Annotated in this window: 8 protein-coding genes; 3 read left to right on the forward strand and 5 right to left on the reverse strand. The window is 64.8% G+C overall.

Features of this window, described 5'->3' with window-relative positions:
• Nucleotides 1–127: 127 nt before the first annotated feature.
• The gene (locus tag EN845_RS30375) at nucleotides 128–1,483 is read right to left on the reverse strand and encodes an ABC transporter substrate-binding protein (protein ID WP_127275672.1); all 1,356 of its coding nucleotides are present in this window, start codon (nucleotides 1,481–1,483) and stop codon (nucleotides 128–130) included.
• A gap of 366 nt (nucleotides 1,484–1,849) precedes the next feature.
• Between EN845_RS30375 and EN845_RS30380 the strand changes: the two genes are divergently transcribed.
• Nucleotides 1,850–2,872 (forward strand): substrate-binding domain-containing protein, encoded by a 1,023-nt coding sequence (locus tag EN845_RS30380; protein WP_127873352.1) that lies wholly within the window; start codon nucleotides 1,850–1,852, stop codon nucleotides 2,870–2,872.
• On the opposite strand, the gene EN845_RS30385 is transcribed toward EN845_RS30380, so the two are convergent.
• Nucleotides 2,869–3,777: a LysR family transcriptional regulator gene (locus EN845_RS30385; protein ID WP_127873353.1), complete on the reverse strand. Its 909-nt coding sequence runs from the start codon at nucleotides 3,775–3,777 to the stop codon at nucleotides 2,869–2,871. The genes EN845_RS30380 and EN845_RS30385 overlap by 4 nt on opposite strands.
• 79 nt (nucleotides 3,778–3,856) lie before the next feature.
• Here EN845_RS30385 and EN845_RS30390 point away from each other — a divergent pair, with 79 nt between their 5' ends.
• Together EN845_RS30390 and EN845_RS30395 are read left to right on the forward strand one after the other, a co-directional pair.
• Nucleotides 3,857–4,675: a class I SAM-dependent methyltransferase gene (locus tag EN845_RS30390; protein ID WP_135907138.1), complete on the forward strand. Its 819-nt coding sequence runs from the start codon at nucleotides 3,857–3,859 to the stop codon at nucleotides 4,673–4,675.
• A gap of 23 nt (nucleotides 4,676–4,698) precedes the next feature.
• Nucleotides 4,699–5,193: a hypothetical protein gene (locus EN845_RS30395; RefSeq protein WP_127873355.1), complete on the forward strand. Its 495-nt coding sequence runs from the start codon at nucleotides 4,699–4,701 to the stop codon at nucleotides 5,191–5,193.
• Nucleotides 5,194–5,204: 11 nt separating this feature from the next.
• Here EN845_RS30395 and EN845_RS30400 read toward each other — a convergent pair whose 3' ends face one another.
• From EN845_RS30400 to EN845_RS30410, 3 genes are all read right to left on the reverse strand, one after another.
• A complete protein-coding gene (locus EN845_RS30400) occupies nucleotides 5,205–6,593 on the reverse strand; it encodes a S8 family serine peptidase (RefSeq protein ID WP_127873356.1) in 1,389 nt (462 codons plus the stop codon).
• A gap of 160 nt (nucleotides 6,594–6,753) precedes the next feature.
• Complete coding sequence (locus tag EN845_RS30405) at nucleotides 6,754–7,422, reverse strand: anti-sigma factor (protein WP_127873357.1); 669 nt, start codon at nucleotides 7,420–7,422, stop codon at nucleotides 6,754–6,756.
• Complete coding sequence (locus tag EN845_RS30410; protein WP_127275725.1) at nucleotides 7,419–7,985, reverse strand: sigma-70 family RNA polymerase sigma factor; 567 nt, start codon at nucleotides 7,983–7,985, stop codon at nucleotides 7,419–7,421. Before EN845_RS30410 ends, EN845_RS30405 begins: the two co-directional genes overlap by 4 nt.
• Nucleotides 7,986–8,325: the final 340 nt, after the last annotated feature.

Below are 8,325 nucleotides of genomic sequence, written 5' to 3' on the forward strand. Positions count from 1 at the left end.
ATCGGATGCACCGACTTTCAGTTATTCGGAACAATCGAAACGTGAAGGCTTCCGGCGAGCACCGCCGGTCGGATCCGGGCCGTGGCCCGGATCCAGCAGGAGGATTGGAAGGTGTTAGGTCGCCCCGCTATTTGATAGCGTCCCAGCTCTTCTGGATGTCGGTGGCGACGTCCTGGGCGGACTTGCCGCCGACCAGGTCGATCATGCCGGTCCAGAACGAGCCGGCACCGACCTTGCCGGGCATCAGGTCGGAGCCGTCGAAGCGCACCGTCGTGGCGCCGACCAGGATCTCGCCCTGCTTCTTCAGCGCATCGCTGCCATAGGCGTCCTTGTTGGCTCCCTTGAAGGGGGTGACGAAGCTCTTCTGCGCCATCCACAATTCATGCGCGAGCGGCATCTGCAGGAATTTGATGAATTCGCGCGACGCCTTGGAATCCTTGGTGATCATCACCAGCGTTCCGGCCACTTCCAGCGGCGTTCCCAGTTCCGGCTTGGAGGCGTAAGGCGGGTAGGGGAAGAAGTCCGCATCCTGGCCGAGCTTCACGCCCTCCGGGAAGAAGGAGGGGATGAACGATGCCTGATGGTGCATGTAGCACTTCGGCGGCACGGTGAAGAGGCCCTTCGGGCTGTCGCGGAAGTCGGTCGCCGCGACTGCCTTGGCGCCGCCGTCCACCATCTTGTCGTCGGTGGCGATCTTGCCGAAGATGTCGATGGCGTTGACCACCGCCGGATCGGTGAACGGGATCTCGTTCTTCACCCACTTGTCGTAGACTTCGGGCGGCTGCGTGCGCAGCATGATGTCCTCGACCCAGTCGGTCGCCGGCCAGCCCGTCGCGCCGCCCGAACCAAGCCCGATGCACCACGGCTTGCCGCCATCGGCGATGATCTTCTTTTCGAGCTCCGCCAGTTCTTCCTGCGTCTTCGGCACCTTGTAGCCGGCTTCCTCGAAATTGTCGGGCGAGTACCAGACCAGCCCCTTCACGTCGATCTTGTAGGGAAAGGCATAGAAGCCCGGCTTGCCGTCCTTGCCGTTGTAGGTGCCGAGCTTGGCCCAGGAGTCGCCGGCGGCGTAATTCTCCTTGACCCAAGCCGCGACGTCGTCGCCCAGCGGGGTCAGCACGCCCTTGGAAGCAAGGTCCTGGATGAGGCCCGGCTGCGGCAGCACGGCGATGTTGGGCGGGCTGCCGGCCTGGGTGTCGATGACGATCTGCTGCTCGTAATTCTCGGACGAGGAATATTTGACCTCCGCGCCGGTGGCTTCGGAGAAATAATCGAGTACCGACCGCACAAGCGTCTCGTCCTCGCCACGCCACGGTCCGAAGATCGACAGAGTCTCGCCCTTGAGGTCGACTTTCTTGAGATCTTCGTAATTCGCCCAGTTGAAGCGCTTGTCCTCGCCCGGCTTGAACTTCAGTTCGGCATGCGCGGGCGCGCTCAGGGCGAATGCGGCAGACGCAACACCCAGCAAAAGCATTTTCTTCATCGGTATTCCTCCCAGTGGGTCACACACTCACCGGACGGAACCTCCATTCCGCCCGCCGACGCCGCAGGACTGTGACTCAGTCGCAAGGGAACCGCAACCTTTCGAAGAGTCTTCCAAAGCGCTTTGGCTTCGCCGATCTCGCCATTGAATCGATCAGGAGTCAAGAGGGCCCGCGGACTAATCGATTTAATTGCCAGCAGCCAGGGCTCGAAAAAGTGCGTCGCAACATACTTTTTTGGCAATGCAACAGCAATTCTTGTTTCAAACCCAACCCCGGCACGCTTATGGTCTCTGCGATATGGCCGCGTCGCGGACGGTGGTTGGGTCGATTCAATCTAAAAGCGCTTTGAGTCGGGGAGGCCTCTCGTGAACCTCAAGCAACTTGCGCATATGCTGGCGCTTTCGCAGACCACGGTTAGCCGGGCGCTGAACGGCTACCCCGAAGTCAACGAGGAAACCCGCAGGCGCGTCATGGACGCCGCCAAGCGCCACGGCTATCGCCCCAATCCGAGCGCGCGCCGGCTGGCCACGGGCAAGTCCGGAATGATCGGCTATGTGCTGCCGACGGGTGCGGCCGTCGACATCGACCCGCACTTCGTCGAATTTCTGTCCGGCCTGGGCGACTATGCCCGCTCGCACGAACTCGACCTCGTGTTATCGCCGGCTGATGCCGACGATCAGGAGACGACCTACCGGCGTATCGTCGCCAACCGGCAGGTCGACGCCGTCTACATCTCTTCGCCCAGGCCCGCCGACCGGCGCGTGGCGCTGGTCAACACGCTCGGCATTCCTTTCATCGTCCATGGCCGCAGCGAGGGTTTCGATTTCGACTATCCCTATCTCGACATCGACAATGAAGGCGCTTTCCACGAGGCGGCCCGGCTGCTCGTCCAGCTCGGCCACCGGCGGCTGGCGCTGATCAACGGCGATGACAGGGAAACCTTCGCCATTCACCGCGAGCGCGGCCTGCGCCGGGCGCTGGCCGCGAGCGGCCTGACATTGGGCGATCGCCATGTCTGCTCCGTCGCCATGACCGAGGAGAATGGCTATCGCGCTGCCCGGCGCCTGCTCGAACAGGACGGCGCGCCGACGGCAATCGCCTGCTCCAGCCTGATCATGGCGCTCGGCGTCGTGCGCGCGGTGCGTGATCTCGGGCTCAGCATTCCCGGCGACGTCTCGCTGATTGCCCATGACGACGTCTTTCCCTGGCTGAAGCCGGAGAATTTTTCCGTGCCGCTGTCCACGACGCGCTCGTCGATCCGGCTGGCCGGCGCACGCATTGCCGAGCGGCTGGCGGCACGCATATCGGGGCTGGAGGAGGCCGCCCGCGGCGAGGTCTGGCCGGTCGACCTGGTGGTGCGGGGGTCCGTGGCTGGCGCGCCTGCCTAGCCCGCGGATTTGAGATGATCGATGAAGGCGCGCAGCTTCGGCAGGACCTGGTGCTTGCCGGGATGATAGAGGAAGACACCCGGCGTCGTCGCCGAGAGGCCCTCTAGAACGGGCTTTAGTTTTCCCTGGGCAATCGGACCCTCGGCAACGGGTCGAGGCGTTTGCGCCAATCCAACGCCTTGCATCGCGGCCCCCAGCAACGTCGGATAGTCATGCGCGATCAGCGGGCCCGAGACGATCGCCTCGATCGTTTCGTTGCCGTCGACGAAGGACCAGGGCGCGATGGCGCCGTTCGAGCGGCGCAAGCGCAAGCAGGCGTGGTGGCGGAGATCCTCGACATGCGCGGGATAGCCATTGTGCTCAAAATAGTCCGGGCTGCCGACGACGACGAAGCTGAACGGCGGCGTCAGCCGCACCGCGACCATGTCAGGCGCGACGAATTGGCCGAGGCGGATGCCGGCGTCGAACCCGCCGTTCGCGAGATCGACCATCTCGTCGCTCGCGGCGATCTCCAGCTCGATCTCGGGATAGGCTCGGCAGAACGACGCGATCATCGGCTCCAGGATCAGCGGCACGACGGCCCGGGGCACGGACAGGCGTAGCAGTCCGGTTGGCCGCTGGCCGACATCTCGGGCGGCTTCGCCGGCCGAGACGAGTTCTTCGAAGGCAGGGCCGGCGCGGTCAAGAAACCGCTGACCGGGCTCGGTCAAGCCGACGCTGCGCGTCGTGCGGACGAACAGCGCGGTGCCCAAGCGCGCTTCCAGTGCCCGCACCGCCTGGCTCACGGCGGACGGCGTCACGCCGAGATCCGCGGCGGCGCGGCGGAAGTTGCGGTGCCTTGCGACAGCCAGGAACGCCTCGACGCCCTCCAGCGCACCATGACGGACTGTGTAGTTCTGCTTCATAGGTCGTTGTGATTACAGGGGATAGTCGAATTATGGAAGCGGGCTTAGGTAGTAGGTCGAAGCACGGAGACATCTTGCAATGACCAATGAACTCGATGGGGTGCGCGACCATTATCGCGCGACCGGCCTGACTGAGCGGCTGAAGACCGTACTGGCCGCCCTTGGTCCAGCGGACCAGCTTCTCACGCCACAGCAATTGGGTACCCTCGACCAGTTTCACACGCGTGGGCTTGCTGCCACCGCCGAGCTTGCCCAATTGGCGGGGGTCGCCGCCGATATGTCGGTCCTGGACGTCGGCTCGGGCATCGGCGGGCCGGCGCGCTTTCTGGCTGCGACCTATGGCTGCCGGGTTACTGGCGTGGACCTCAGCGCGCCTTTCGTGGAAGCCGCACGCTATCTGACCGAACGCACGGGACAGAGCGGGCAGCTGTCGTTCCAGACTGCCAATGCCCTGGAGCTTCCGTTCGACGACGGCCGTTTCGACATCGTGTTGCTGCAGCATGTGGCGATGAACATCTCCAACCGGGCGCGGCTCTATCACGAGACCAGGCGCGTGTTGAAGTCAGGCGGCCGGATTGCCACCTTCGACGTCGCATTGGGCAAGGGTGAACCGCACTACCCGCTCCCCTGGGCACGAATGCCGGCGACGAGCTTCCTCCTGACAGCCGACGCGACGCGCGCGGCGATCGAAGCGGCCGGCTTCCGCATGCTCGCATGGCAAGACGACACTGAGGCCGCCAGAGCCTGGTTCGCGCAACTGCGCGCATCGGGGCCGCCGCCTTCGCCAAATCTCGGCGTGGTGATGGGGCCGGACTTCGCCGAGCTTACGACCAACCTGGGTCGAAATCTCATGCAGGGCCGGCTCGGCATCCTGACCGCGGTGTTCGAAGCAGTGTGAACCGACTGTCGGAAAGACGTCAGATGTCCACGGAAGTCCTATTTCAAACCCATCTCGTTCTGGGCTATGTCGCATGGCTGCTTTGCTTCGGCACGTATATCTGGCCCTGGCTCCGGCAAATGGACCCGGTCGCAGCACAACGCGCCATCGCCACCCTGCACAGCTTCCGCTTCTTCGGGCTCGTCTTCATCCTCCCGGGCGTCGTGGGTTCCAACTTGCCTGCCGGCTTCGCCGCATTCGCCGCCTACGGCGACTTCGCAACAGGGGTGCTGGCCATGCTGGCATTGCTCACGGTGCGGATACCTCGGCTCTTCTGGCCGTTCGTCGTCGCCTTCAACCTTTTCGGGATGGTCGATCTGCTAGTCGACTATTATCATGCCACGCAGCTCGGCCTTCCCGCACACGCGGAACAATTCGGCGCCACCTATGCGATCCCGATCATCTATGTGCCGCTGCTTATGATCACGCACATCGCCGCGTCTTGGTTCCTGCTCCGGCCCCGGCAACGCGCGGCCTGAGCCGTCACGGGCTACTCCTTCGCCGTCTGTGCGGCCTTGATGTCCAGCAGCCCATAGCCGAAATCATTGTCGCGGCCCTTCGGGCCAAGATCCCTGGCGGTGGCGGCCAGTGCCTTCTCGATGTCGTCGGCCGAGCGCTCGGGGGCGGCGTGGATGAGGTTGGCGATGGCGCCGCTGACGATTGCCGCGGCAAACGAGGTGCCCGTGACGACGTCCGAGCCGGCGCCGCTCGGCGCCACCATCTCGACCCCCGGCGCCGAGATGAAGACATAGGCGCCGCGATTGGCCTGCGGCATCAATCCGTCCTTGGCGTCGGTGGCCGTTACCGCAATGACGCCGTCAAAGGCGGCCGGGTAGCCATAGGGCGCCTTCGGCCCGTTGTTGCCGGCCGCCGCGACCAGCACCATGCCGAGCGCGCGGGCATTGCGGCAGGCAGTACCGAGCAGGTCGTTCTTCGGGCCGACGAAGCTCATATTGATGATGCTGACATTCTGGTCCGCCGCCCAGTCGAGCGCCGACAGGATGACGTCCATGGTCGACTTGCCGCCCTCGAAGGCGCGTGCGTGGTAGATCCTGGCGCCCGGCGCCATGCCTTCCAGCGCGCCGACGCCGGCAATCAGCCCGTCGACCGAGGTGCCGTGATCGCGCTTTTCGACCGGCACGCCGGGCATCGCATCGAACTGCACGGCGATGACGCCGGCCAGAGCCGGATTGGTGTCGTCGATGCCGGTATCGATGACGGCGACACGGACGTTTTCGCCACTGGCCTGTTTGGCGTCGAGCGCGATGCGGTCGAAGGCATAGTTGACGATGCCGGCCGCTTGCTGCAGCGAATAGATATGGTTGGGCTCGCGGCGCTGCGTGCGGCCGTCGGCGGCAAGCTGCGCCAGCACGACGCCGACCGGGCGGCCGTCGGGAATGCCGAAGCGCACCAAAGTCGTGCCAAGCAGCCGGGACTGGCGCTGCGAGCGCACTTCGAGGCCGAAGGAGGCGGCGATCTGCTGCACCGCGCCGGCATCGCCATCGACGGTCACCAGCACCTCGTCGGGCACGAATTCGCCGGTCACGGCGCGCGGCGGCTGAACGGCGATGAGATCGGTCGGCGAGACGATCGCTCCGCCCGACGGCGGGCCGGCCTGGTTGCCTGCAACTGGTGCCGCGGGCTCCGGCCGTGGTGTCGGCACCGGTGCCGGGGGAGCGGCCGGGTTGGGGAAGAGGTCGACGATCAGGGCGGGCAGAAAAACGGCGCCGGCCTCTGCCGCACCCGACCCGCCCTTGGCGCCGCCGTCCTTGACGCAGTCGGCTGCCGTCGCATTGGCCTCGTCGCTACAATCGATTTTCGCCCGGTCCGGATTGGTGGCGTTGGTCTGCGCCGACGCAGGCACGGTGACGATTGCCATCGCCGCCAAAGCAATTCCAAGAAAAGTGCGTAGCGGTTTTCTCGGGAAAAGCGCAAAGCGCTTTCCCTTGGGAATTGCATCAAAACAAAAAGATAGAGCAGTCCATCGTTTTCGCGAAACGGTGAACCGCTCTCGCATTGCCGCAAATCGAATGACCGCCTTAGCCGCCATCAACGGGCTTCCTTCCCTCGATCACGGTCTCCGCGAAAGGCTGGGCTGCAATAAGGCCGCGCGCCTTCTCGTAGTCGGCGGCGGTCGTCGCCGGAATGGCGAGCCTGAAGACGCCGTCGGCGGTCGGACCACCGATGATCTTGAGCTTGTTGGTGTCGAGGAAGACGGCAATATCGGCCATCCTGGCGTCCGGTTTGAACTTGACCAGGGCGAACGGCATCTTCGCCAGATCGTCTTCAGTGCCGGCGATCTCGAAATTGCCGCCCTTGCCGCCTGGCTGCACCAGCGATTGCACCGCGATCAAGGCCAGCAGGACCGCGGCCGTCGCCCAGGCGACGCCAACCGGCACCGCCATGAAGCGGTCCCAGGCCCGCGCCAGCCAGGACGCGCTTGCCCGCGCCCGAGCCGGCCCTGCCTCCGCGTCCAGCGCCTTGGCGAAGCGGCTGAGCGCATCGGCCGGTGGACGGATCGCCTCGTTGGCCGCCGCCGTGCCGGAGAACTCGGCTTCCGCCTCGCCAAGCGCGGCAAGTGCCGCGGGATCGTTGGCCAGCCATTCTTCGATGGCTTCCAGATCCGAACCTTCGAGCGAACCGTTCAGGTAGAACGGCAGCAACGTTTCCATTTCGTCGCGGCGCGACATCTTTTCAGCGGCGCTCATGGCCACCCCCTGTCGTAACCGGCGGCCTTCAGGGCTTCGCCGAGTTTCTTGCGGGCATAGAACATCCGGGTCTTGACGGTCGCGACCGGGATGTCGAGCACCTGCGCGATCTCGGTCACCGATTGCCCTTGATAATAGGCGAGGTCGATCACCGTGCGGTGCTCCTCGGGCAGGGCGTCGATGAGGCGGCGCAAGGCGGCCGCCTTGTCCTCCTTCATGGTGACGACCTCGGGCGTATCGGCGCTGTCGGGCACCGCGGCGGCGGCCTCGTCGTCGATCCAGTCTTCCTTCTTCTTGCGCAGCAGCGAGAGCGCCTTGAAGCGGGCGATGCCGAGCAGCCATGTCGAGACTTCGGAGCGCCCTTCGAAGCCCGGCGCCTGGCGCCACAGTTCGAGGAACACCTCGTTCGCGATATCGTCAGCCATCATTTCCGATCCCGTCTGGCGCGCCACGAAGCGGTAAATCCGCGCGTGGTGACGCATGAACAGGAGCCGCACGGCAGCCCGGTCGCCCTTCGCGACCCGGTCGACAAGCGCGCGATCGGTCTCCGCCGCCGCCGTCATGGCCGGTTGAGCCGCCTGGCCCCTGTCTGCTCTGTCGCCGATCGGTCCAAAAAGGTTCATCCTCCGCCAAGGAATTTTCGGAGGCTATCCGAAGAAAGTTTGTCTTGCCAGAGCCGCGCATTTTTCCTTCTCCCCTTGTGGGAGAAGGTGTCGCCGAAGGCGACGGATGAGGGGTGTTCCAGCGGAGTGAGGCGTTGGTGTTTCCTGGAACACCCCTTGTGTGTTTGGAATCGTGCATTGTTGAGGGTGCCACGGACCAGGTGCTTGCCTGATCCGTGGCGGCGGTCGAGAGCCCGTCACCCCTCAGGTGGCTTAAACCGTGGATGAGCTGGGGCCCGAC

This window comes from Mesorhizobium sp. M8A.F.Ca.ET.202.01.1.1, assembly GCF_004791595.1.
GTDB lineage: Bacteria > Pseudomonadota > Alphaproteobacteria > Rhizobiales > Rhizobiaceae > Mesorhizobium.